The sequence below is a fragment of the Oceanibaculum indicum P24 genome, from assembly GCF_000299935.1.
Classification (GTDB): Bacteria; Pseudomonadota; Alphaproteobacteria; order Oceanibaculales; family Oceanibaculaceae; genus Oceanibaculum; species Oceanibaculum indicum.
In genome coordinates this window covers 348,189-370,204 of record NZ_AMRL01000001.1, presented here as the reverse complement: position 1 = coordinate 370,204, position 22,016 = coordinate 348,189, and the positions used below count along the sequence as shown (strand labels likewise).

The window sequence follows — 22,016 nt, the reverse complement described above, 5'->3', positions numbered from 1 at the left end:
GGGTCCCATGCTGACACGACGGCATTTCCTTGCCGGGGCGGCGGGCCTGCCTGCCACGGGTCGCTTCTCCATGCCGGTCATCGGACAGGCGCGTCCGAAGGTAGTGATCGTTGGTGGCGGCGCAGGTGGGGCGTCGGTCCTGCGGCGATTGGCAGGACTGGCGAATGGTGCGCTCGACATCACGCTGGTCGAACCGCAGGCGGTCTATACCAGCTGCTTCTATTCCAACCTGTTTCTTGGCGGGTTCCTGCCGATGGAGGCGTTGCGCCACGATTATGCGGCGATTGCGAAACTGCCCGGCGTGACATTGGCCAGGGATGCGGCACGCGCCGTCGACTGGGAGCGCCGGCAGGTGACGCTCGCCGGCGGAGCCGTTCTGCCCTATGACCGGCTGGTCCTGTCGCCGGGGATCGATCTGGACTATGCCTCGGTGCCCGGCTGGTCGCGCGAGGCCGAGGAACGCATGCCACATGGCTGGAAGGCCGGCCAGCAGACCGAGCTTCTGAAGCGCCAGATCGACGCCGTGCCAGATGGCGGCCTGATTGTTGTGATCGCTCCACCGAACCCCTACCGCTGTCCGCCTGGCCCCTATGAACGGGTGTCGATGATGGCGCATGCGCTGACCTCGACCGGGCGTACCCGGGCGCGCATCGTGATCCTCGATCCGAAGGACAGATTCTCCAAGCAGCCGCTGTTCCAGCAGGGTTGGGAGAAATATTATCCCGGCATGATCGAATGGATGCCGCCGGCCATTCATGCCGGCATCGGCAACGTCGATCCGTCCTCCATGACGGTCGAGACCGGGTTCGAGACCTACCGGAATGCCGATCTCGTCAATGTCATCCCGCGCCAGACCGCCGGCCGCCTCGCCATTGAGGCGGGCCTGACGGATGCCAGCCTCTATTGCCCGGTCGATCCGCGGACCATGCAGTCGCGCGCCGATCCGGCAGTGTTCGTGCTGGGCGATTCGGCGATTGCCGGCGACATGCCGAAATCGGCTTTCGCCGCCAACAGCCAGGCGCAGATGGTGGCGGCGGTGATCGCCCGGGACCTGCTGGAGGCCGGCGCGCCGGCCGCTGCCTACCGCAACCGCTGCTGGAGCCTGATCGGCCCGGATGACAGCGTCTTCGTCGGCGGCGAGTACCAACCGGGACCGGACAGGATCGAACAGACCGTCAGCGATATCTCCACCCTCGATGACGATGCCGCGACACGCCGCGCAAATTACGAGGATTCCGCCGGCTGGTATGCCGGTCTGACGTTGGAGCTGTTCGGTTAGCGGTTGGTAATTGGAGGGTCATACCCTATGCATAAGACCCTGGCCGTTCTGGGTACCAGTTTGGGCAATTGTGTTTCAGGCAATTGTCCCGGAGCTGATTTTGCGCACACGCTTACCGGATTCGGCTACCCGCTCTGTTCAGTGGCGGGCCTCGCGGATGCCTGCCTGGTTCCGCAGATGGACAATGCGCGGCGGCTTAACTGTGAATTGTCGCCCTATCCCTGTCTTCTGGCGGTCGATGCCGAGTGCCGCACACTCGAGGCCTTCAGGCAGGCTGCTCCAGCGATGCAACCGGATTATCCGGGAGCGTAAGGGGAGAGCCGGCTGAGGTGCCGATGAGCCTGGGGCTGACACGCCCCGATCCGTAGCGGGGTGGTGCCAGTCACTAATGTTGCCGGTGATTCGCTGCGGGCTCCGCTGCAATCGATCCGCGCTCGCTGAAGCTGTTTTCCGCCGCACCTATGTCGCTGCGAATTCCGTCGTCACGCCCGCCTTGTGCAGCGTCTCCAGCATCGCCGGTTCGACCGGACGGTCGGTGATCAGCAGCCCGACTTCCGCCGGCTCGCAGATGCGGGCCAAGGCAGGCCGTGCGAATTTGCTGTGATCGCCGACCAGGATGCAGTGCCGCGCCCGTTCCAGCGCCGCGCGCTTCACGGCGATCTTGGCGAGGTCGAAATCCATCGGCGCGCCATCATCATCGATGCCGGAGAAACCCAGCACAGCATGGTCGAAGCGGAACTGCCGGATGGCCTCGACGGTGGTGGCACCGATCAGCGAGCCATCCGCGCCGCGCACCGTGCCGCCGGTCACCACCACTTCGATCTCGGGGCATTCTGCCAGGATCATCGCGCTGGCCAGGCTGGTGGTCACCACGCGCAGGCCGGACAGGCCGGTGATTGCCAGCGCCACCGCCTCCACCGTCGTGCCGACATCCAGGAACAGGCTGTCGCCATTGCCGATATGCGCCGCGGCAATCCGGCCGATGGCGGCCTTGCCCTCCTGGTTGCGCGCGCGCTTCTCGGTATAGCCGAGCCGCACCGTGTTTTCCCGCGCCCCCGCCCCGCCGCGGAAGCGCTGCAGCAGCTTCTGTTCGTCCAGCGCGATGATGTCCCGCCGGATGGTCTGGGCGGAAACGCCGAAATGCGCGGCCAGGCTCTCGATGGTGGCGTAGCCGCTCTGCCCGACGATCTCCAGGATCGCCTTCTGCCGTGCGGCGGTCCCGCCGACACTATCGGCATCGCCGCTCGGAGCACTTCCCGGGGAAGGCAGGATCAGGCTCTGGCCCGTTAGCGGCATGGCATCTCCCTATCGGCGATCTGTCGGAAGCTGGGTCGAAAGTTTCCGGGGTATTAGGAATATATTGGAATATTCCTTACATAATTTTACATTCCTTCGCAACCGAGCGAACCAGCCACCGGAGACTGACGTGCCGATTTCCCTCTTCTACAGCGAGTCCGCCAATGCCCTGTTCGGTACCGCCGGCCGCTTCGATGCCTGGGCCCTGCGCTGGACGGCGGAAGCGGCGGACCAGCCGGCGGACGCGACAGCCATCGCCCCGTGCGAGGCGGTTGCCCGGCTGGCCCAGGCCGGGCTGATGCGCCGCGCCCCGGTCGCGGTGATCGGCCCGCGCGATGCGAAGCCGGAAGAGGCGGTCATTGCGGAGGCGCTGGGCAAGGGCATCGGCACGCTGGGGCTGCAACTGCTGTGCGGCGGCAAGAATGGCGTTATGGAGGCGGTCTGCAAGGGCTGCCTGGAAGCTGGCGGCCTGCCTATCGGCCTGGTGCCGGACGAGGAATGGAGTGCGGCCAACCCCTATGTCGCCATCCCGCTGGCCACCGGTATCGGCCCGGCCCGCAACGCCATCATTGCCCGCGCCGCCGAGGTGCTGATCGCGGTCGGCGGCGGCTATGGCACCCTGTCCGAGATGGCCTATGGGCTGCATTTCGACCGGCTGGTGCTGACCCTGGGCGATGCCCCCTCGGTCCCCGGTGCTGTCGCCTGCGTCAGTGTGGAGGAGGCGCTGGATCGCGCCTGCGCGCGGCTGCTGCGGATCGACCGCTGAGCCGCCATCGGCACTGACGCAAACCCGCAAGCGCAGTGTCATAAAACGATCACCAAACATCTGTTATGTAAGTTTTCGGTCGAATATTGACCGTTAACGGGCAGCCTGCCTGGCCTGGTGCCAGGGCTTCCAGGAGGCCAGAGAGGCATCGCAGATGCGGATCGTCACCGCGCTCTATCTCCTGTATCTCGCCGCCCCGATTGCCATGCTGGCGGTCGGTTCCTTCGGCGAGAGCTGGACCAACACGCTGTTCCCGACCGGGCTGACGACGCGCTGGTACGAGGAGGTCTATAACGACCCCAGCTTCCGCCGCGCCTTCGTGACCAGCCTGAAGGTGGTGCTGGCGGTCTGTGTCATCAACGCGCTGATCGGCGTGCCGCTGGCCTATACGCTGCACGCCGCCCGGCAGCGCGGCATCGGTCTCGCCGTGCGGCTGGTGTCGCTGATGCCCATCGTGGTGCCGGAGCTGGTGCTGGCCTTCGGATTCATCCTCGTCTTTTCCAGCGACACGCTGCCCTGGCTCGGCAGCATCTGGCTGCTGATTGCCGGCCATGTCGTGCTGACCCTGCCTTACCTGCTGAACACGCTGGTCGCCGACATGGCGCATATGGACCTGGACGCGCGCGAGCTGGCGGCGATGAGCCTCGGCGCCTCCTTCGCGCAGCGTTTCTTCGACATCGTGCTGCCGTCGCTGCGGCACAGCCTGCTGTCCGGGCTGATCGTGGTGGCGGCGCTGTCGGTGGGGGAGTTCCAGCTTTCCAACCTGGTGGCAGGCTTCCTGGACCGCACCTATCCCATCGTGCTGCTGCAGGCCTTCTATGGCGCGACCGGCTTCGCCTGCGCGGCCACCGTCGTGCTACTGCTGCTCGCCGCACTTGCCTCGGCGGCCAGCGGTGCCAGCGCCCGCCTCGGCCGTGCCGGTTAGGAGGCGGATATGGCACTGACACTCGATCAGGTCAGCTATCGCTATGCCGGCGGGGCGGGGGTTACCGGCATCGATCTGCAGGTTGCGGATGGCGAGCTGCTGGCGGTCATCGGCCCGTCCGGATCGGGCAAGAGCACGCTGCTGAAGCTTATCGCCGGGTTTCTCGCGCCGGAGTCGGGCCGGATAGAGGTCGGGGGTGCCGACATGGCCGCGGTGCCGGCGAACCGGCGCAATCTCGGCATCGTGTTCCAGAATTACGCGCTGTTCCCGCATATGAGCGTGGCCGAGAATGTCGCCTATCCGCTGAAAATCCGGAGTGTGGGACGCGTGGAGCGGCTGCGCCGGGCGGCGGAAGGGCTGGCGGCGGTCGGTCTTGCCGGCTTCGAGGATCGCCAGGTCGCCTCCCTGTCCGGTGGCCAGCAGCAGCGTGTGGCGCTGGCCCGCGCGCTGGTGTTCCAGCCAAGCGGCCTTTTGCTGGACGAGCCGCTGTCGGCGCTGGATGCGGCGCTGCGCGCGGAGATGCGCGACGAGATTCGCCGCGTGCAGCAGCTGGCCGGTGTCGCCACGCTGCATGTCACCCACGATCAGGAAGAGGCCCTGTCCATCGCCGACCGCGTGGCGGTGATGATGGACGGCAGGCTGCTGCAGGTCGCCAGTCCGCGCACGCTGTACGACCAGCCCGCCGACGCCCGGGTCGCGGCCTTTGTCGGCCTCGCCAATCTGTGGCCGGGCAGGGTGCGCGATGCGCGCAGCGTGGAGACCACGCTGGGGGTGCTGGCCTGCGATACCGCCGGCCATGTGCCGGGGGCCGACATTACCGTGCTGGCCCGGCCGGAGGCGGTCAGGCCGCTGCCGGAGGGTGAAGCTGCTTCTGACCTGCCCAACCTGTTTTCCGGCCAGGTTGGCCGCGACCGCTTCCTGGGCTCCATCCGCCGCTACGATTTCGCGACGCCTGCCGGCGCGATCCTCGGCGAAACCGCGTTTCGGGGCGCCTTCTCCCGCGTCTCGATCCCGCCGGAGGCTATCCGGCTCCTGCCTCCCGATACCCCAACCGCAAGAGGTTCGACATGATGAAGACCTGGTTCCGGGGCGCGGCGCTTGCCGTCAGCCTCGCCGTCCCCCTTGCCGCCCTGTCCTCCGCCGCCAGCGCGTTCGACGGGCCGGAACTCTATCAGGGCGAAAAGGCGCTGTATGAGGCCGCGCAGAAGGAAGGGCTGGTCGTGTCCTTCGACACCGGCCCGACCTGGGCCAACTGGGCCGCGCAGTTCAAGGCTTTCAAGCAGCGCTATCCGGGCGTCGAGATGGTCTATAACGATCTCGGCTCGGCGGCCACCGTGGTGGCGTTGGAGAAGGCGCGCAACCGGCCGCAGGCCGACACCGCCTATTACTTCGCTGGTTCCGCCCTGGATGCTGCGGAGAAGGGCGTGGTCGCCGATTTCAAGCCGGTGAATTTCGACAAGCTGCCGGAAGCCTTCCGCCATCCGTCGGGCCAGTGGTTCACCATCCACACGCTGAACATCGCCTTCCTGGTGAACACCAAGCTGGTGAAGAATGTGCCGCAATCCTGGGCCGACCTGATGAAGCCGGAATACAAGAATTCGGTCGTCTATCTCGACCCGCGCTCCACCGGCCAGGGCCAGGTGGTGGTGTTCGGCGCCGCCTTCGCCAATGGCGGCAGCATGGATGATGTGGCCCCCGGCATCGACTATCTGGCGAAGCTGCACAAGGCTGGAACTGTGCTGCGCACTGTCGGCACCACACCTTACGCACAGTTCCTGAAGGGCGAGATTCCGATCTGGATCGGCTACGAGAATGACGGGCTGAAGGCCAAGTACAAGGACGGTATGGGCGACGATGTCGCGGTCGTCATGCCGAAGGAGGCCTCGGCCGCTGCCCCCTACGCCATCAGCCTGGTGAAGGACGGCCCGAACCCGAACGCCGGCAAGCTGTGGCTGAACTACATCATGACCGAGACCGGCCAGGCCACCTTCGCAGAAGGCTATGTGCGGCCGTCCGTGCCGGGCGTGAAGCTGCCCGACTCGGTTGCCGCCCAGCTGCCGGCTGCCCCGCAGCTGAAGCCGGTGGATGTCGCCAAGGCCAAGGCCAAGAAGGCCGAGGTGGACGCTGCCTGGGCCAAGGCCGTGCTGGGTCAATAAGTAGCGTTTCCTGAGTGACCTTGAGAGGAAGAAGACATGCGTTCCAGAATGCTTCTCGGCGGGTTCGCCCTGCCGGGCGCTGTCTTCTTCCTCTGCTTTTTCCTGCTGCCGCTGGGCGTGGTCGTGCTGGAAAGCACGTCCGAAGGCATATCCGCCTACCAGCGCGTGTTCGACGATCCCGCCTTCTGGGCTGGGCTGCGCGGTACGCTGGTGCTGGGTACGCTGGCGCCGCTCTTCTCGCTGCTCGTCGGTACGCTGGTCGCGCGCCATCTGGTCAGCCTGCCGGAAAGCCGCCGCATGCCGCTGCTGCTGGCGATCTCGCTGCCGCTCACCTTTTCCGGCCTCATCGTAGCCTATGGCTTCATTCTGGTGTTCGGGCGCTCGGGTGTCGTCACCCTGTCGCTGGCGGCGCTGGGCGGCGATCCCGCCACTATCGGCGGCTTCATCTTCTCGCCCGCCGGCCTCGGCTTCGCCTATGCCTATTACCTGATCCCGCGCGTCGTCATGCTGATGCTGCCGGTGCTGGCGAATTTCGACTATGCGCAGATGCAGGCGGCGGAATCGCTAGGGGCCAGCCGGCTGCGCGCGGTGCTGGAGGTTATGCTGCCGCAGATCCTGCCGGCGCTTGTGACTACCTATTCGGTGGTCGCCGCCGTTGCCATCGGCGCCTATGGCACCGCGCTGGCACTGGTCGGCACACAGGTCGCCATCCTGCCGCTGGTGCTCTACAGCAAGATATCCGAGACCGGCTCCGATTTTCCGGCGGCGGCCGCTGCCTCGGTGATCCTGATGGGGCTGTGCTGCCTCGTCATCCTGCTGGCGGAACTGGCGGGCCATCGCCGGCGCTGACCGGCAATGACCCGCCCCTTTCTTATTCCGCGGCAGACAGGCGGCGTTCCTGCTCGTCCCAGAAGCCGTATTCCACGTCGCGCAGGTTGAATTTCCGGCTGTCATCCAGGAAGTCGTGGAAATGGATGACCACCTGCTCCGGCTCGATCAGCACGATGGCGTAGGCCGGCGGTTCGTGACTACCGGGCACGCCCTCGGTCTCCTCGCTGAAATCCAGCCAGACCTGGTGGCTCATGGCGCGCAGGGTGGAGAACGGCACGCCGCGCCAGGAGCCGGAGACCGGCCGGTGCACATGGCCGAAGAAGACGTGCCGGATGCGCGGCAGGTAGGGCGTCATCCGCGCGTTGAACAGGTCGCGCTGCATCAGCCCGATACGGTCCATCGCCGGCACGCCCAGCAGCAGCGGCGGGTGGTGCATGAACAGGAAGATGGGCGCATCGCCGCTCTCCGCGATGCGCGCCTCCAGCCAGTCCAGCCGGACCTCGTCATACCAGCCGGCATGGGTTCCGGTCTTTGTGGTGTCCAGGAAGATCAGACGCCCGGCCCCGGTATCGCGCGCGCTCTGCACGGCGCCGGTCTCGTCCACCGGCACGTCGGGGAAGAATTCGCGGAAACCGTCGTTGGTATCGTGGTTGCCGACGATCAGCTGCACCGGCACGGTCAGCGCGTCCAGCGACTGGCGCAGCGCCTGGAAGGCTTCGCGGTCGCCGAAATGTGTCAGGTCGCCGGTGATGACGGCAAGGTCGGCATCGCCATGGTTGCGGTTGATGTCGGCGATGCAGGCATCCAGCCGTGCCTTCGGGTCGAGACCGTAGAGCAGCTCGCCCGCGCGCACCAGGTGGGTATCGGTCAGGTGGATCAGTTTCATCTTCGGGGCTTTCAGCAAAGCGGGGCCGGCCTCGCGGCCGGCCCCGGCAGGTCGAGACGAAGGGTTAGCTGGCCTTCTTTGGCAGCAGCTTCTGGACGTCGCGGGTCATGTCCTCCAGCACCTTTTCCGGCTCGTTGGCGCGGCTGCGGGTGACGATGGAGTTCATGTGGTCCTTGATCACGTCGGTGATCTTCAGGCCGTTCTCACCCGGGAAGGCGTACCATTTGGTGAGGATCGGTAGCTGCTTCACGGCGGTGTAGTTGTTCGGATTCTGGACGTAGAAATCCTTCAGATACACATCGTTGGCGACCTTGTTCGGCGGCATGTAGCCGGTGGTCTTCGCCATGATGGCCGCGCCCAGCGGGCCGGTGGCGAACTTGATGAACTCCCAGGCGGCCTTCTGCTTCGCCTTGTCGGTGGAGACGATCATGGCGACGTTGCCGCCGGCCGGCAGGCGGCCGCTGCCCGGCTTCACATCCGGGAACACATGGGTCTTAAGCTCGAACTTGCCGCCGATCATGCTGGTGGTCTTGGCAAGGTCGGAGGTAGAGGTGATGTGCACGCCGGTCTTGCCGGCGGCGAAGGTGGCGCGGGCGTCAGGCTGCGACAGGTTCGGCATGTTCGCCTCGGTCACGAAGCGGGCCAGTGTCTTCATGGCGAACTGGCCTTCCGGGCCGTCGAAGGCAACCTTGGTCTCGTCGGCATTCAGCATGGTGCCGCCCTGGGCGAACACCGGTGCCTGCCACAGCCAGTTACCGGTGATGTCCCAGACATAGGTGATGCCGTTGATGTCCGGGCCCAGCGCGTCGATCTTCTTGGCCAGCGCGATGACGCCGTCCCAGGTGGTCGGCAGGTTGGCGGGGTCGCCGCCGGCCTGCTTCACCAGGTCGAGGTTCCAGTAGGTGATCGGCAGCGAGATGGCGAAGGGCAGGGCATAGACCTTGCCGTTCTGGGTGCCGATATCGAACATCGCCTGGTGGAAGCCTTCCTTCTCGAAGTCCTTCTCGGCCTTGATGAAATCGTCCATCGGCACGGCGATGTCGCGGTCCACCAGGATGCGCACCCGGTTCAGCCCCTGGAAGGTGACGTCCGGCAGCTGGTTGGTCACCGCCTCGCGCAGGATCTTCTGGGTGCCTTCCTCATAGGAATCGTAGGCGGTGCGGAAGGTGACCTTGATGTCCGGGTTCTTCTTGGCGAATTCCGCCGCGATCTGCTTGTGGGTCTCGTTGAACAGCTCGCCATAGGGATACTGCACGACGATTTCGGTCGCGGCGCTGGCCGCACCGGCGGCCATGACACCGGCGACGGCGACGCCGGCAAGAAGCTTCTTCAGCATGAGCATTACTCCTTTCAGGGGGTGGGACTACTTCATGCCCGTCAGCGCGATGCCCTCGATGAACCGGCGCTGGGCCATCAGGAAGGCGATCACGAGAGGGGCGATGACGATGGTGGCCGCGGCCATCAGCGGGCCGAAATCGGTGCCGGCCTCCTGGTTGCGGAAGGCGGCGACGCCGAGCGGCGGCGTCAGCAGATGCTCGCTGTTGATGGCAATGAGCGGCCAGAAATAATCGTTCCAGTGGGCGACCACGGAGAAGATGCCGAAGGCGGTCAGCGCCGGGATGGCGGTCGGCAGCATGACGCGCCAGACGATGCCGAACTCCGAGATGCCGTCCATCCGCGCGGCATCGATCAGATCGTCCGGCACGGTCAGGAAGAACTGGCGCATCAGGAAGATGCCGAACACCGAGATGGTGAAGGGCACCACCAGCGCCGCATAGCTGTTCAGGATGCCGATCTGGTAGAACAGCAGGAACAGTGGCACCGAGATCGCGTGCGGCGGGATCAGCAGGCACAGCAGCACCACCGCGAACAGCGCCTCCTTGCCGCGGAAGCGCAGCTTCGCCAGCGCATAGGCGCAGGGCAGCGCCACCAGTACCTGCAGCGCGAAGATCGAGATGGTGACGATGGCGCCGTTCATCAGGAAGCGCAGCAGCGGCGCCTTGGTGAAGGCGGCGGTGTAGTTCTCGACCACTGCCAGCTGTTCCGGCCACAGGCGGATATGGTCGAGGAAGATCTCGGTCTGCGGCTTCAGCGAGGTCGAGAGCATCCACACGAAGGGCGCCAGCATGAAGGCGGCGGCCCCCAGCAGCAGGACATGGCGCAGCACGGCGAAGCCGAGCGAGGCGCGGGGGGAGCGTGCCGTGCTCATTGGTAATGCACCTTCTTGTCCAGGAAGCGGATCTTCACCAGCGTCAGCAGCAGCACGAAGACCAGGAAGATCACGGTGACCGCGGCGGCATAGCCGGAGCGGAAGAACTCAAACCCTTCCGCGTACATGGTGTAGAGCAGCACCTCGGTCGCCTTGTTCGGCCCGCCCTTGGTCAGCACATGCACGGTGTCGAACACCTGGAAGGAGCGGATCGAGGTGATGACCACCACGAACAGCGTCACCGGTCCCAGCATCGGCCAGGTGACCAAGCGGAAGCGCTCCCAGGCGCCGGGCACGCCATCCATCTCCGCCGCGTCATAGAGGAAGCGCGGGATCGAGACGATGCCGGCCAGGAACAGTACCATGTTGAAGCCGACCGCCTGCCAGATGCCGATGGCGGCCAGCACGTAGAGTGCGAGGTCACCGTCGGTCAGCCAGTTCTGCGGCGCGATGCCGACCTGCTTCAGCAGCAAATTCACCAGCCCGAACTGCGGGTGCAGCATGAATTCCCAGACGATGGCCATGGCGATCAGTGTCGCCATCACCGGCAGGAAGAAGACCGCGCGGTAGAAGGCCTTGCCGCCATCGCCCGCCTCGATCAGCAGGGCGACACCGAGGCCGAGCAGGACGGAGCCGGGCACCACGATGGCGACATAGAGCAGCGTGTTGGCGAGCGAGATCCAGAACACCCGCTCGGCGAACATCTCGGCGTAATTCTCGAAGCCGATGAAGGCGAGGCTCTTCGCGCCGAGCTGATAATCGGTCAGCGAGAGCGCCAGCACCGCCAGGATCGGCCCGACCAGCAGGGCGATCATCAGCACGACGGCCGGCGTGCACAGCGCATAGGCGGCCATCGCCTGGCGCAGCCGGACCCAGCGGCTGATCCCGACCGGGACGGCCCGTGGCAGCAGCATTGGCCGGTCAAGCGTCTGATCAGCCATGCGCCGTCTCCCGCGCGGCCATCGCCGCCACATCGATGCGCTTGCCGTCCTGCCCGAACAGCATCGGCAGCCGGTCGGCAAGGTCGATGCCCACAATCTCGCCGATCCGGGGGCGGGGGATCCCGGGCTCGCTGCGCACCACCAGCGGATGCTCCTCCTCGCCGGCCAGCACATGGACCAGCAGGTCGGAGCCCAGATTTTCCAGATGCGCTACCCGGCCCAGCAGGGCTGCGCGGTCCGGTGCGGCCAGCACGGCATGCTCCGGGCGGAAGGCCAGCCGGACCAGGTCGCCGGTGCGGGCGGCGGGCGCCAGCCGGATCGTGCGGTCGGTGACCGACAGCGCGCCGTCCGTGGTTACCGTTGCGGGCAGCACGTTGATCTTAGGGCTGCCGATGAATTCCGCGACGCGGATGTCCTTCGGGTCGTTATAGACGGTCTCCGGCGCGGCCACCTGCAGCACCGCGCCATCCATCATCACGGCGATGCGGTCCGACATGGTCATCGCCTCGGCCTGGTCGTGCGTGACATAGATGAAGGTGGTGCCCAGCCGGCGATGCAGCTGCGCGATCTCGGCGCGCATATGGACGCGCAGCTTGGCGTCCAGGTTCGACAGCGGCTCGTCCATCAGGAAGGCCTTGGGATGGCGCACCATGGCGCGGCCCAGCGCCACACGCTGGCGCTGCCCACCCGACAGCTGCCCCGGCTTGCGCTCCAGCAGATGGCCGATATCCAGCATGGCGGCGACGCTCTGCACCTCCGCCGCGATGGCGCTTTCCAGCGATCCGGTGCCCGGCATCAGCCGGCCCACCAGCGGCCAGCGCTGATGGCCCTTCAGCTGGCGCATGCGCAGCGGCACGGCGATGTTCTCCGCCACCGTCAGATGCGGGTAGAGCGCGTAGGACTGGAACACCATGGCGAGGTCGCGGTCGCGGGGGCGCAGTCCGTCCACCGCCGTATCGGCGATGCGCACGGAGCCGCTGGACTGCATCTCCAGCCCGGCGACGATGCGCAGCAGCGTGGATTTGCCGCAGCCCGACGGGCCGACCAGCGTCATGAACTCGCCCGGCCTGATGTCCAGATCGACCCGGCGCAGCACCTCGGTACGGCCGAAATTCTTGGTGATGCCGTCAATCTCGATACCAGCCATCGGGAACCCTGTCCGTTGTGCGGAAGACAGGTGGACCCTAGGCGGCTTATGCGGATCGTTTTTTGACCGTGGCTTGAATATTGGGCAACAAGAGGTACCGGATGACGGGACGGATGATCCGTCCACACCGTCCGAAGCCCGCCCGGATCGGCGATTGTGCGGGTGCGAGAGGCTTGGTACTTTCGTACCGTACCGGTTCCGCCATACGGTGATATGCGATGCCGAAGGCCCTGATCGCCGACGATCACGCCCTGATCCGCCGCGGCCTGCGCGAGATGCTGGAAGGCTGCGCGCCGGAGATGGAGGTGCTGGAGGTCGAGACCCTGCCGCAGGTGGTCGATTGCCTGACCCGCGACCCGGAGGTCGGGCTGGTGCTGCTGGACCTTGTCATCCCCGGCGCGCGCGGCCTGGAAGGGCTGGAGCTGCTGCGCCGGCACTTCCCGGCGGTTGCCGTTGTCGTGGTGTCGGCGGACGAGACGCCGGCGCTGATTCGCCGCGCGCTGGCGGCGGGGGCGGCAGGCTACCTGCCGAAATCGACCCGGACGGAGGTGATGGCCGGCGCGCTGCGGCTGGTGCTGGCGGGCGGCGTCTATGTACCGCCCTCGCTGATCGACCGCGAGGAAGAGCCGGAGCCCGGCCTGCCGGAGTTGGACCCGGTGAAGCTTGGCCTTACGGAGCGGCAGGCCGACATTCTGATGCTGCTGGGCGAGGGGCTGTCCAACCGCGCCATCGGCGACCGGCTGGGGCTGGCCGAGCAGACGGTGAAGAACCAGGTCTCGCAGATTCTGCGCCGGCTGGGCTTGGCCTCACGCATCGAGGCCGCCGTGCTGGCCCGGCGTTACCGGAAAGACTAGCCCAATAGATGCTGCAGGACGGCGCGCAGCCGCATCGGCTGCAGCGGCTTGTGCAGTACCGGAAAACCCAGCCCCTGCACCTTCTGCAGCAGCTCTGGCGCCGTCTCTCCGGTCACCATGACGGTCGGGATCGGTGCCCCCAGCCTCTCGGCGATGCGGGCGGCCACCCAGTCGCCGGTGCGGCCGCGTTTCAGGTGGTAATCGACAATCAGCGCCTCGGGCAGGCCCTCTAATCGCTCCAGCGCTGCCGGCACCTCGTCCAGCCCGGCGGCGGCGACAGCCTTGCAGCTCCAGGCCTCGAACAGCAGCAGTGCGGCGCGGCGGATTTCCGGGTCGTCATCGATCAGCAACAGCCGGCGCCCGGCCAGCAAACGGTTCGGCGCCAGGGGCGCAGCGGTCGATACCGCCGGCGCCTCGGCAGCCTCGGCGGAGAGCGAGAAGCGGGAACCGAAGCCGGGCCGCGTCGCCACCTCCAGCCGGTGGCCGAGCAGCCGTGCCAGCCGGTCGGCAATGGAGAGGCCCAGCCCGATGCCCTGCTGCGCCGCCGTGCCTTCCAGCCGGTGAAACTCGCGGAATACCGACTCGGCCTCCGCCGGGTCGAAGCCTGTCCCGGTGTCGATGACATCGATGCGCAGCCCGCCCTCGCGGCGGCGCACGCCGACCAGCACGCGGCCGGTCTCGGTATATTTGATCGCGTTGGACAGGAAGTTGCGCAGGATGCGCCCCAGCATCGCCGGGTCGCTGCGCACCGCAAGCCGGCTGTCGAGCACGGTAAGGTCGACACCCTTGCGCTGGGCCAGCGGGGCGAATTCCCGGCGCAGCGCTTTCATAAGGGGGGCCAGCGGCACGGGGGCTATGGCCGGCGTCACCACCCCGGCATCCAGCTTGGAGATGTCGAGCAGCGCATCGAACAGGCCGGAGACGGTTTCCAGGCATTCGCCGATCTGTGCCGTGATCTCCTTCTGGCGGTCGTCTTCCAGCCGGGCCGAAAGGGCCGAGACCAGGATGCCGACAGCGTGCAGTGGCTGGCGCAGATCGTGGCTGGCGGCGGCCAGGAAGCGCGACTTGGCGAGGTTTGCCTCCTCCGCCGCGCGCTTGGCGGCGTCCAGCGCCTCCTCGGCGCGCTTGCGCTCGGTGATGTCGGTATAGACGCCGACAATGCCGCCCTCGCGGGTGCGCCGCTCGCAGGATTGCAGCCAGCGCCCGTCGCGCAGCTGGATGAAGGTGTCGCGCGCCAGGTTGTGGCAGCTCATCCGCGCGCGGCGATACTGGTCGGGGTCCCAGCCGGCGGGGAGCAGGCTGATCTCGGCGACGCTGGTATAGGCAATGTTCATCTCCACCAGCGCATCGAAACGCACGCCGGGCCGCACCTTCTCCGGCTCGGCGAAGAAGCTCTTGTAGCGGGAGTTGCAGAACAGCATGCGGTCTTCCGCATCCCAGATGACGAAGGCCTCGGACGCGCTCTCGATGGCATCGATGAGGCTGGCGTCCTGAGGGTTGCCTGACGGGGTGTCTGGCTGGCTTTCAGCCGAAAGCGTTTCCTCGCCGCGCGCCCGCATCGCATCGCCCCGGTGCTGTCGATAAGGCGACCAGTCTAGGATGCGACAGACTGCAGATTATTTCGGTTTCGTGAATTTTGGTCTCGGCGCAAAGAACAGTGATTGAATATGCCCGTCCGGTCGAAGGGACGGGTATGCAGCAGAAACCGGTGCGCAAAACACCCCCTCCGGAAACGGCCTGCGGTGCCGCCTTCAGGGATAAGGCGCGCCGATTGAGAACCGCTATCGCTTGATTGCTCGTCCTCATGCAGGAAAAATGGACGTTAACCAAACCAAGGGGGACGGCCATAACGACCGAACTGCCCGAGCCGGTAAATGCGGCGATCAGCAAGCTCTACGAGGCCGGTTTCGACACCGCCTTGTGGCAGGAGGGGCTGGAAAGCCTCTGCCGTGCCGTTGGCGCGCATTCGGCGGTCACCGTGCCGCGCATCGCCGCCGAGAACACGCTGCTGCTGCCCTGCACCGTGGAGATGGAGGATTTCCTCAAGGCCTTCGTCGCCGAGGAATGGTACCGCCGCGACCTGCGGGCGGAGCGTGGCTGGCCGCTGGTCGATGCCGGCCGGCCGGTGGTGCTGGAACAGGACATCGTCACGCCGGAGGATCATGCGCGTGAGCCGCTATATCAGGATTTCTACCAGCGCCACGGCATGCTCTGGTGGGCCGGCATCACCTTCAAATCCTTCGACCAGCATTATGTCGTCTCGCTGTCCCGGCGGCCTGACCAGAACCCGTTCGACGAGACCGACCGGCGGCTGTTCCAGGCGCTGACGGGCCATCTGTCGCGGGCGCTGACCATGGCCGAGCGGCTGGCGACGGCGACCGCCAGGGGCGGCCTCAGCACGCTGGAAGCGCTGGATTGCGGCGGCATCCTGGTGAATGCGCGCGGCCGGGTGATCGCGGTGAATGCCCAGGCCGAAGCCATGCTGGGCGACGGGCTGACAATTGCCGGCAACCGGCTGCTGGGCCGCGATGCCGACAGCAACGCGATCTTGCAGAGCCTGATCGGTCGCACCCTACGCGACGGTCCGCAGGAGGAAGGGGCGGTGGCCATTCCCCGTCCGCTGCGCCGGCCCATCCTGGTCGATGTGCTGCCGATTCCGGCGGCGGCGCGCGCGCCCTTCCTGTTCGGCAAGGCGCTGCTGGTGCTGGCCGACCTCGACAAAAGCCCGGTGCCGCGGGAAACCACGCTGATCCGCGCCTTCGGCCTGACTCAGCGGGAGGCCGTGCTGGCGGCACGGCTGGCCGAGGGACTCGACCTTGCGGAGGCGGCGGCGCGGCTGCAGATCGGCCGGGAGACCGCGCGCACGCATCTGAAGTCGATCTTCCACAAGACGGATACGAAACGCCAGACCGAGCTGATCGCCCTGCTGCAGCGCCTTTCTGCCCGCCTCGGATAGATACGGGACGATTTCCGCCCTGCCTCACCCATCCGGGGGAGGACGGGTTTCCCTTCCTTCCGGCCTAATGACCTCAAACGGCGTCAGGCCAGCGAACGAAGGGAGCATGCATGTCCACATTGTCCGATCTCAAAGCCAAGAATCCCGATATCTTTTCGGAACTGGGCACCCACATCACACAGGGTGTGTTCAGCAATTCGACGAACTATCCCACGGCCACGACCGGCACGATCAGCGCCGCCAATGGCGGCAGCGGCGTGCAGGTGGTCGTCGGCGGCACCGGCAACGACACGATCTCGGTACGCGACGGCAATGGCGATGTGGTGGTCTTTGGCGGGCCGGGTACCGACCGGCTGAACCTGCTGGACATCACGCTGGGCACCGACTGGGAGATCGGCGAGTGGCGGACGGCGGGCACCATCACCGACTATGCCACCGGCACGCAGAAGCAGATCGGCGGCTTGCTGTTCTACAATGAGACGACCGACCAGACCATCGCCACTGGCGACCGCATCGAATCGGTCCATCTCGGCAGCGGCGATGTTATCCGGGGCAGCCTCACCTCCGAACAGGTCTCGACCCTCGAATCGATCAACGCCTATCTCGGCGTGTTGAACATGGACAAGCTGATCGAGCAGGAATTCCTGCCCGACGGCACCACCGATTCCGGCTTTGCCAAGGTGATCCAGTTCTTCGCCGGGGCGCCGCATCTCTATCAGGACCGCGACCTCGGCAAGTCGGTGATCCTGGAGGAAGCCTCAACCTTCACCGGCACGGACAGCCCCGATGTCGTCCATTCCGAGGTCGGCGGCCACAACATCCGCATGGAGTTCGGCCTGGATTTCGTCGATCTGCGCGGCACCACCGCCGCCAATGTGGTGAATGGCGGCAATCAGGGCGACACCATCCTGGGCGGCGATGGCGGCGACGAGCTGCGCGGCGGCAAGGGGCTGGACAGCATCGTCGGCGGTGCCGGCGACGACACGATCTATTCCGGCCTTGGGCGGGACACGCTGACCGGCGGCGACGGGGCAGACATCTTTGTGCTGCGCGGTTTCGATGCCCGTTTCCCGGATGCACTGCTCGCCCCCACTGTTACAGACTTTCAGGCTGGCAGCGACAGGATCGCGATGCAGGGCGTGAGCGATGCCCAGATCGCCGCTGCGCTGGCCAACCAGACGCAGGTCTCGGGCGGCGTGCAGTTCACCATCGACGGCACCACCATCACCGTGCAGGGGGTCAGCAGCCTCTCCACCTCGGATGTCAGGACCGACGATTTCCTCGGCGTCTGACGGCAACCGTATAATCCGAAAAACTGGGAGGAACCGCCATGTCGCTGGGACCGATCTCCTACAACGACCCGATCTACATGAACGACCTGCTGGGAATCAAATTCTCGGACTGGGGCTGGGGCTGGGACCGCGCCGTCCCCATCGACATCAATGGCGACGGGCGCGACGAGGTGCTGGTCGGCCCCAGCTCGCTGCATGAGGAGGGCAATTCACGCACCATCGAACGCAAGATGCTGGTCCTGTCTTTCGACGGGCAGGGGCTGGTCGATATCAGCACCTCGGTGTTGCCGGAAACCGCCTCGGCGGTGCTGCTGCGCAACATCATCCTTGCCGATTTCAACGGCGACGGCATTGACGACATCTTCCTGAACAACACCGGCACGGAGGCCTATTCACCCTTTCCCGGCGAGCAGAACAAGCTGTTCCTCTCGAATGGTCAGGGCAGCTATACCGACAATACGGCGACACTGCCGCAGATCACCGATTTCAGCCATGGCTCGGTGGCGGCCGATTTCGATGGCGATGGCGATATCGACCTCTACATCAACAATCTCGGCGACGACGAGTTCCATGTCAGCTATCTGCTGCTGAATGACGGGGCCGGCAATTTCTCCGAACCCTATCGCTGGAGCGAGCCTGGTTCGCCCGGCTTCTCCGCCGACTTCACGACGATCGAAAGCGGCTATCACCCCGACCTGTTCGACATGAATGGCGATGGCGTGGCGGATGTCTGGCTGGGCGACATCTATCTGCGTGGCGGCGGGCAGCAGCTGGCCGGCTTCGGCTATATGCTGAATGACGGCAACGCCAATTTCGAGCTGGTGTTCGACGAGAGCCTGCGTCCGGCCTACCCGACGCTCGTGCTGCCCACCGATGCGCCGGAATACAGCCAGGCCGCCGATTTCAACAAGGACGGGCTGCTGGATCTGCTGGTCTATTGGACGGCCAATGGCGCGGTGAAGGGTACTTATTTCCAGTATCTGCGCAATGACGGGGCAAACGGCTATACCGATGTCTCGCATCTGATACCGGGGCAGGAGAATGGCGGACTGCTGCCTGTCATGAACGGTAACCCGGATTTCCAGATCGTCGATATCAATGGCGACGGGTCGCTGGATATCGTCATGACCCGCTGGACCGAGGACTGGACCGCGCAGCGCACGCTCTGGTTCCTGAATGACGGTTTCGGCGGGTTCACCCAGATCGACGGCGATCTCTTCCCGGCCAACCAGAAATTCGTCTTCGCCGATGTGAATGGCGACGGCATCCAGGATGTCGTCTATGGCGTGCAGGATTACTGGCTACCCTATGGCATGGTCGGCACCGCCTATGGCCATGAATATGGCGTGGTGCGGCTGGGCGCGCTTTCAGGGCCGGGTCAGCGCCATGTCGGGACCGATGGCGTCGAGTCGATCACGGGCGGGGCCGGCAACGACACCATCCTCGCCGGCAATGGCAATGACACCATCTTCGCCGGCGATGGCTTCGACAGGATCGATCTGCGCCTGACCACCGGCAACAACATCGCCAATGGCGGCAACCAGGGCGACACTATCTTCGGCGGCGCCGGCAATGACGAGCTGCGCGGCGGCAAGGGGCTGGATGTCATCGATGGCGGGGCCGGCAATGACACGATCTATTCCGGCCTTGGGGCCGATACGCTGACCGGCGGGGCGGGGGCGGATGTGTTCGTGCTGCGCGGCCATGATGCGCGTTTCCCGAACGCCAACCTGCAGCCGACCGTGACCGATTTCGAGGCCGGCATCGACAGGATCGCCCTGCAGGGCGTGACCGACGCGGAGATTGCAACGACGCTGGCCGGCCAGACGACGGTTTCCGGCGGTGTGCAGTTCACCATCGCCGGGGCCACAATCACCGTGCAGGGGGTGAGCAGCCTCGCCACCTCGGATGTCGGCACCGCCGCGGATCTGGGCGTGTGATCCTGCGCCAGATGACCGGCGGTGGGTTTTGTTGTAGTCATTTTTATCAATGACTTAATGCTGAATCCGCCGTGGGGATAAGCCGTCCGCCATTTTGTTTGCCTGCTGGATGCTCTTCCAAAAAAAGAATGACAGAAAGACCGTCATGCCTCTAAAGATCGATTAAAGGCGCCTCCATGAGAAGGCGCTGCAACGGGAGGAAAGCGTGGCGGATTACATCCTGCAGGCCGAGGGCCTGACCAAGCAGTTCAGCGGATTCACAGCCGTTTCCGACGTGTCCCTGTCCCTGGAGCGGGGCACGATCCATGCCCTGATCGGGCCGAACGGTGCGGGCAAGACGACCTGTTTCAACCTGCTGACCAAGTTCCTGAAGCCCAGCGCCGGCGAGATCCGGCTGAACGGGCGCGACATCACCGGCCTGTCGCCGGATGCGGTGGCGCGGCTCGGCATGGTCCGCTCCTTCCAGATCTCGGCGGTGTTCCCGCAGCTCACCGTGCTGGAGAATGTGCGGCTCGCCGTGCAGCGACGGCGCGGCGGTTCCTTCGACTTCTGGCGCAGCAAGGGCGTGCTGCGCGATCTCGAGCCGCGCGCGCTGGAGCTGGTCGAGGCTGTCGGGCTGGAAGATGTGGCCGACGTCACTGCCGAAGCGCTGTCCTACGGGCGCAAGCGCGCGCTGGAACTGGCCACCACCCTGGCGCTGGACCCGGAGATCATGCTGCTGGACGAGCCGATGGCCGGCATGGGACATGAGGATATCGGGCGCATCACCAATCTGATTCGCACTGCGGCGCAGGGGCGCACGGTACTGCTGGTGGAGCATAATCTGGGGGTCGTCGCCAATCTGTGCGACCGCATCACCGTGCTGATGCGCGGCGAGGTCCTAGCCGAAGGCGACTATGCCACCGTGTCGAAGGATCCGCGCGTCATTGAGGCCTATATCGGGAGTGCGGGCCATGCATGAGGTTCTTCTCGAAACCCGCGGCCTTCAGGCCTGGTACGGCCAGAGCCATGTGCTGCACGGGGTGGACATCACGGTGCGCAGCGGCGAGGTGGTCACGCTGCTGGGCCGCAACGGGGCGGGCAAATCCACCACGCTGAAATCGATCATGGGCATGGTTCCCCGGCGCGCCGGCTCGATCCGTTTCGAGGAGACCGAGACCATCGGCCTCGCCTCGCACCAGATCGCCCGGCTGGGCATCGCCTTCTGTCCGGAGGATCGCGGCATCTATGCCTCGCTGACCGTGGCGGAAAATCTGGAGCTGCCGCCCGTCGTCCGCGCCGGTGGCATGAGCACCGATGCCACGCTGACGCTTTTTCCCAACCTGCGCGAGCGGCTGAAGAGCCCGGGCATGAAACTGTCCGGCGGCGAACAGCAGATGCTGGCGATCGGCCGCATCCTGCGCACCGGCGCGCGCCTGCTGCTGCTCGACGAGCCGACCGAGGGGCTGGCGCCCGTGGTCGTGCAGCAGATTGGCGACATCATCCGGCGGCTGAAATCGGAAGGCTTCACCATCCTGATGGTGGAGCAGAATGCCCGCTTTGCCGCGACTGTCGCCGACCGGCATTACGTCATGGAAGGCGGGCGTATCATCGAGGCGCTGAACAATGCGGATATCGAGGCCAATTTCGACCGTGTGGTGGAGCTGCTAGGCGTCTGACTCCCGGTCGCTCTCCCTGTCAGATTGCCGGCGGTTGCGGAAGTGGGATGGCCGGAAGCCGGTCATCCGCTTGAAGGTGTTGGAAAAGGCGAAGGGATTGTTGTAGCCGACACCCAGCGCGATCTCCTCGATCGTGGTCTGCGTCGTGGCCAGCTGGTGCGCGGCATGCTGGATGCGCAGATATGTCAGCTGCTGCATCGGGCTGCGCCCCAGGCTGGCCTGGCACAGCCGGCGCAGATGCTCGCCGCTGATGTTCGCCAGACCGGCCAGGTCGCCGGCCGTCCACGGCCTGTCCAGCTCCTGCTGCACACGCTCCCACACCGACCGCAGCCGATCCTCGCGCTGCAGCGGTTCGGCGAAGCGGGTGATGTAATGCTCGATCAGATCGATCCACAGCATGGCCGCGCCGGTATCGCCGCCCGCTTCCACTTCCCGGTACAGGCCCAGGATGGCATGCCGCAGCGGCTCCGCGTCGAAGCGGGCCATCACCGGGGCGATGAAGCCGATGGCGGAGCGCGGCGAGTGCGGCATGTAGCGGACCCAGCAATATTGCCAGCGCCGCGAGGGGATGGCGTGGAAGGCATGCAGCACATGGGCAGGCGCCAGCGATACCATGCCGGCGCGGTGCGGCCGCCAGCGGCCATCCAGCAGCATCCGTCCCTCGCCGCCCAGGGTGGCATGGACATAGGTGCCGCTGAGATGGGTTCTGACGATGCGATATGGCGGCGCAGCATCGCCGACACCGACATGGGAAATCTGTCGGGTCGCCAAGGCGTTACAGTCCTGCGCGCGCACGATAAGCTGGCGTGTGTCGTCGCCGACGATGTGTGTTTCAGATAGATCGCTGTGTGAACCAGCCATGGATTGGCGCTCTGTTCTG

General features: G+C 65.8%; 20 protein-coding genes. 12 read left to right on the top strand and 8 right to left on the bottom strand.

Translation table 11 applies throughout. The features are described from left to right. Window positions 1-7 precede the first annotated feature (7 nt). Window positions 8-1,279 carry an NAD(P)/FAD-dependent oxidoreductase gene (locus tag P24_RS01675; protein WP_008942952.1) on the top strand — a complete coding sequence of 424 codons (1,272 nt, stop codon included), beginning with the start codon at window positions 8-10 and terminating at the stop codon, window positions 1,277-1,279. Window positions 1,280-1,738: 459 nt separating this feature from the next. Here P24_RS01675 and P24_RS01670 read toward each other — a convergent pair whose 3' ends face one another. After that, window positions 1,739-2,575 (bottom strand): DeoR/GlpR family DNA-binding transcription regulator, encoded by an 837-nt coding sequence (locus P24_RS01670; protein WP_008942951.1) that lies wholly within the window; start codon window positions 2,573-2,575, stop codon window positions 1,739-1,741. 130 nt (window positions 2,576-2,705) lie between these two features. Here P24_RS01670 and P24_RS01665 point away from each other — a divergent pair, with 130 nt between their 5' ends. The 5 genes from P24_RS01665 (at window position 2,706) to P24_RS01645 (ending at window position 7,271) form a co-directional block, all read left to right on the top strand. Then, window positions 2,706-3,341 (top strand): TIGR00725 family protein, encoded by a 636-nt coding sequence (locus P24_RS01665; protein ID WP_008942950.1) that lies wholly within the window; start codon window positions 2,706-2,708, stop codon window positions 3,339-3,341. 154 nt (window positions 3,342-3,495) lie between these two features. Beyond that, the gene (locus tag P24_RS01660; RefSeq protein ID WP_008942949.1) at window positions 3,496-4,266 is read left to right on the top strand and encodes an ABC transporter permease; all 771 of its coding nucleotides are present in this window, start codon (window positions 3,496-3,498) and stop codon (window positions 4,264-4,266) included. A 9-nt stretch (window positions 4,267-4,275) separates the two neighbouring features. Next, window positions 4,276-5,337: an ABC transporter ATP-binding protein gene (locus tag P24_RS01655; protein WP_008942948.1), complete on the top strand. Its 1,062-nt coding sequence runs from the start codon at window positions 4,276-4,278 to the stop codon at window positions 5,335-5,337. Continuing rightward, the gene (locus P24_RS01650) at window positions 5,334-6,422 is read left to right on the top strand and encodes an extracellular solute-binding protein (protein WP_008942947.1); all 1,089 of its coding nucleotides are present in this window, start codon (window positions 5,334-5,336) and stop codon (window positions 6,420-6,422) included. Before P24_RS01655 ends, P24_RS01650 begins: the two co-directional genes overlap by 4 nt. Window positions 6,423-6,458: 36 nt before the next feature. Next, entirely contained in the window at window positions 6,459-7,271 is an 813-nt protein-coding gene (locus P24_RS01645) for an ABC transporter permease (protein ID WP_040706061.1), read from the top strand. A 22-nt stretch (window positions 7,272-7,293) separates the two neighbouring features. Here P24_RS01645 and P24_RS01640 read toward each other — a convergent pair whose 3' ends face one another. From P24_RS01640 to P24_RS01620, 5 genes are all read right to left on the bottom strand, one after another. Continuing rightward, entirely contained in the window at window positions 7,294-8,139 is an 846-nt protein-coding gene (locus P24_RS01640; RefSeq protein WP_040706210.1) for a phosphodiesterase, read from the bottom strand. Window positions 8,140-8,203: 64 nt separating this feature from the next. Continuing rightward, entirely contained in the window at window positions 8,204-9,475 is a 1,272-nt protein-coding gene (locus P24_RS01635) for an ABC transporter substrate-binding protein (RefSeq protein ID WP_008942944.1), read from the bottom strand. A 27-nt stretch (window positions 9,476-9,502) separates the two neighbouring features. Further along, window positions 9,503-10,348 (bottom strand): carbohydrate ABC transporter permease, encoded by an 846-nt coding sequence (locus tag P24_RS01630; protein ID WP_008942943.1) that lies wholly within the window; start codon window positions 10,346-10,348, stop codon window positions 9,503-9,505. Beyond that, complete coding sequence (locus tag P24_RS01625) at window positions 10,345-11,289, bottom strand: carbohydrate ABC transporter permease (protein ID WP_008942942.1); 945 nt, start codon at window positions 11,287-11,289, stop codon at window positions 10,345-10,347. Before P24_RS01625 ends, P24_RS01630 begins: the two co-directional genes overlap by 4 nt. Beyond that, window positions 11,282-12,436, bottom strand: a complete 1,155-nt coding sequence (locus tag P24_RS01620; protein WP_008942941.1) for an ABC transporter ATP-binding protein — start codon at window positions 12,434-12,436, stop codon at window positions 11,282-11,284. The genes P24_RS01625 and P24_RS01620 overlap by 8 nt, the downstream gene beginning before the upstream one ends. Window positions 12,437-12,654: 218 nt before the next feature. Between P24_RS01620 and P24_RS01615 the strand changes: the two genes are divergently transcribed. After that, entirely contained in the window at window positions 12,655-13,290 is a 636-nt protein-coding gene (locus P24_RS01615) for a response regulator transcription factor (RefSeq protein ID WP_008942940.1), read from the top strand. On the opposite strand, the gene P24_RS01610 is transcribed toward P24_RS01615, so the two are convergent. Further along, the gene (locus P24_RS01610; RefSeq protein WP_008942939.1) at window positions 13,287-14,849 is read right to left on the bottom strand and encodes an ATP-binding response regulator; all 1,563 of its coding nucleotides are present in this window, start codon (window positions 14,847-14,849) and stop codon (window positions 13,287-13,289) included. The two genes, P24_RS01615 and P24_RS01610, sit on opposite strands and share 4 nt — an antisense overlap. Window positions 14,850-15,094: 245 nt before the next feature. Between P24_RS01610 and P24_RS01605 the strand changes: the two genes are divergently transcribed. The 5 genes from P24_RS01605 (at window position 15,095) to P24_RS01585 (ending at window position 21,136) form a co-directional block, all read left to right on the top strand. Then, window positions 15,095-16,246: a helix-turn-helix transcriptional regulator gene (locus P24_RS01605; protein ID WP_008942938.1), complete on the top strand. Its 1,152-nt coding sequence runs from the start codon at window positions 15,095-15,097 to the stop codon at window positions 16,244-16,246. Window positions 16,247-16,356: 110 nt separating this feature from the next. Then, window positions 16,357-17,538 (top strand): calcium-binding protein, encoded by a 1,182-nt coding sequence (locus P24_RS01600; protein WP_008942937.1) that lies wholly within the window; start codon window positions 16,357-16,359, stop codon window positions 17,536-17,538. A gap of 38 nt (window positions 17,539-17,576) precedes the next feature. Next, complete coding sequence (locus tag P24_RS19030; protein WP_008942936.1) at window positions 17,577-19,478, top strand: FG-GAP-like repeat-containing protein; 1,902 nt, start codon at window positions 17,577-17,579, stop codon at window positions 19,476-19,478. A 205-nt stretch (window positions 19,479-19,683) separates the two neighbouring features. Continuing rightward, a complete protein-coding gene (locus P24_RS01590; RefSeq protein WP_008942935.1) occupies window positions 19,684-20,439 on the top strand; it encodes an ABC transporter ATP-binding protein in 756 nt (251 codons plus the stop codon). Further along, the gene (locus P24_RS01585; protein WP_008942934.1) at window positions 20,432-21,136 is read left to right on the top strand and encodes an ABC transporter ATP-binding protein; all 705 of its coding nucleotides are present in this window, start codon (window positions 20,432-20,434) and stop codon (window positions 21,134-21,136) included. The genes P24_RS01590 and P24_RS01585 overlap by 8 nt, the downstream gene beginning before the upstream one ends. Here the strand turns inward: P24_RS01585 and P24_RS01580 are convergent. Beyond that, window positions 21,125-21,997, bottom strand: a complete 873-nt coding sequence (locus P24_RS01580; RefSeq protein ID WP_083859449.1) for a helix-turn-helix transcriptional regulator — start codon at window positions 21,995-21,997, stop codon at window positions 21,125-21,127. The two genes, P24_RS01585 and P24_RS01580, sit on opposite strands and share 12 nt — an antisense overlap. Window positions 21,998-22,016: the final 19 nt, after the last annotated feature.

What these genes read in the sequence shown, in the direction of transcription:
- P24_RS01675 (WP_008942952.1), top strand. Translation starts at nt 8, where the DNA reads ATGCTGACACGACGGCATTTCCTTGCCGGGGCGGCGGGCCTGCCTGCC.
- P24_RS01670 (WP_008942951.1), bottom strand. Translation starts at nt 2,575, where the DNA reads ATGCCGCTAACGGGCCAGAGCCTGATCCTGCCTTCCCCGGGAAGTGCT.
- P24_RS01660 (WP_008942949.1), top strand. Translation starts at nt 3,496, where the DNA reads ATGCGGATCGTCACCGCGCTCTATCTCCTGTATCTCGCCGCCCCGATT.
- P24_RS01655 (WP_008942948.1), top strand. Translation starts at nt 4,276, where the DNA reads ATGGCACTGACACTCGATCAGGTCAGCTATCGCTATGCCGGCGGGGCG.
- P24_RS01650 (WP_008942947.1), top strand. Translation starts at nt 5,334, where the DNA reads ATGATGAAGACCTGGTTCCGGGGCGCGGCGCTTGCCGTCAGCCTCGCC.
- P24_RS01645 (WP_040706061.1), top strand. Translation starts at nt 6,459, where the DNA reads ATGCGTTCCAGAATGCTTCTCGGCGGGTTCGCCCTGCCGGGCGCTGTC.
- P24_RS01640 (WP_040706210.1), bottom strand. Translation starts at nt 8,139, where the DNA reads ATGAAACTGATCCACCTGACCGATACCCACCTGGTGCGCGCGGGCGAG.
- P24_RS01635 (WP_008942944.1), bottom strand. Translation starts at nt 9,475, where the DNA reads ATGCTGAAGAAGCTTCTTGCCGGCGTCGCCGTCGCCGGTGTCATGGCC.
- P24_RS01630 (WP_008942943.1), bottom strand. Translation starts at nt 10,348, where the DNA reads ATGAGCACGGCACGCTCCCCCCGCGCCTCGCTCGGCTTCGCCGTGCTG.
- P24_RS01625 (WP_008942942.1), bottom strand. Translation starts at nt 11,289, where the DNA reads ATGGCTGATCAGACGCTTGACCGGCCAATGCTGCTGCCACGGGCCGTC.
- P24_RS01620 (WP_008942941.1), bottom strand. Translation starts at nt 12,436, where the DNA reads ATGGCTGGTATCGAGATTGACGGCATCACCAAGAATTTCGGCCGTACC.
- P24_RS01615 (WP_008942940.1), top strand. Translation starts at nt 12,655, where the DNA reads ATGCCGAAGGCCCTGATCGCCGACGATCACGCCCTGATCCGCCGCGGC.
- P24_RS01610 (WP_008942939.1), bottom strand. Translation starts at nt 14,849, where the DNA reads ATGCGGGCGCGCGGCGAGGAAACGCTTTCGGCTGAAAGCCAGCCAGAC.
- P24_RS01605 (WP_008942938.1), top strand. Translation starts at nt 15,095, where the DNA reads ATGCAGGAAAAATGGACGTTAACCAAACCAAGGGGGACGGCCATAACG.
- P24_RS01600 (WP_008942937.1), top strand. Translation starts at nt 16,357, where the DNA reads ATGTCCACATTGTCCGATCTCAAAGCCAAGAATCCCGATATCTTTTCG.
- P24_RS19030 (WP_008942936.1), top strand. Translation starts at nt 17,577, where the DNA reads ATGTCGCTGGGACCGATCTCCTACAACGACCCGATCTACATGAACGAC.
- P24_RS01585 (WP_008942934.1), top strand. Translation starts at nt 20,432, where the DNA reads ATGCATGAGGTTCTTCTCGAAACCCGCGGCCTTCAGGCCTGGTACGGC.
- P24_RS01580 (WP_083859449.1), bottom strand. Translation starts at nt 21,997, where the DNA reads ATGGCTGGTTCACACAGCGATCTATCTGAAACACACATCGTCGGCGAC.